Source organism: Rhizobium sp. CSW-27 (assembly GCF_018760785.1).
GTDB lineage: Bacteria > Pseudomonadota > Alphaproteobacteria > Rhizobiales > Rhizobiaceae > Neorhizobium.
Genome location: NZ_JAHHZO010000062.1, coordinates 1 through 1,114 on the forward strand (window position 1 = coordinate 1; position 1,114 = coordinate 1,114).

1 tRNA gene and 1 pseudogene are annotated in these 1,114 nt (G+C 60.1%); both read left to right on the forward strand.

Going from position 1 to position 1,114, the window contains the following annotated elements:
- Positions 1-49: 49 nt before the first annotated feature.
- Positions 50-126 (forward strand) — tRNA-Met (locus KLP42_RS26565).
- Between the two features lie 130 nt (positions 127-256).
- Positions 257-994 (forward strand): annotated as a pseudogene (locus KLP42_RS26570) (IS630 family transposase); the annotation flags it as partial.
- Positions 995-1,114: the final 120 nt, after the last annotated feature.

Genomic DNA, 1,114 nt, shown 5'->3' on the forward strand with positions numbered 1-1,114 from the left:
TCAGGCTACGCCTGACATCGCTCCCGGGCACTAACCCGGTCGAAAATAACGCGGGGTGGAGCAGCCCGGTAGCTCGTCAGGCTCATAACCTGAAGGCCGCAGGTTCAAATCCTGCCCCCGCAACCACTGAGACAACCCCGCTGGCAACAATTCCGCGCGGATTCCGTCGTTTCAGCCAAAGTACGTAGTGGTTACCGCCTGACATAAGAGTCCGGTATGGGATTCCTTTTGCTGGGCTGTCATGCGAGTCTGGCGCATGCGCACAGGAATATCGTTCACCGTTTCACCAACCGATCACCAACGCCTGACGGCCTTGACCAGGGATCGCAATGCGCCCCAAAAGCACGTCTGGCGGGCCGAGATCATCCTGCTGAGTGCCGATGGCGTCGGGACTGTCGAGATCATGCGTCAGACCGGCAAATCCAAGACCTGCGTATGGCGCTGGCAAGAGCGCTTCGCCACAGAAGGCGTCGAGGGTCTCTTGCGCGACAAGACGCGGCCGTCGCGCATTATGCGGCTCGGACCCGATGTCGCCGAGCGTGTGGTGGCCCTGACACTTGCTGATCCGCCGGGCGAGACGACGCACTGGACGGCCGACATGATGGCGACGGTCGCCGGCATCAGCGCCAGCGCAGTCCGGCGCATCTGGAAGGCGCATGGCCTTGCACCTCACCGATGGCAGCAGTTCAAATTGTCCAACGACCCGAAATTCATCGACAAGCTGCGAGACGTCGTCGGCCTCTATGTTGATCCGCCAGCCCACGCCATCGTGTTGTCGGTCGATGAGAAAAGCCAAATCCAGGCGCTCGACCGCACCCAGCCGGGCTTGCCGATGAAGAGGGGCCGGCTCGGCACCATGACCCACGACTACAAGCGGCACGGCACAACCACGCTGTTTGCCGCCCTCAATGTGCTCGACGGCACCGTCATCGGCCGCAACATGCAGCGTCATCGTCATCAGGAGTTCATCCGCTTCCTCAACGCCATTAGAGCGGTTCCCTGACTGAATGAATCTTCGGGTCTTTGCAAATCAGCGATGTTCTGATTCAAACTATCTGCCGATGGAGGTCGGCAGATATGTCAAAAGCTCTCTCTGTTGATCTGCGAGTTCGCG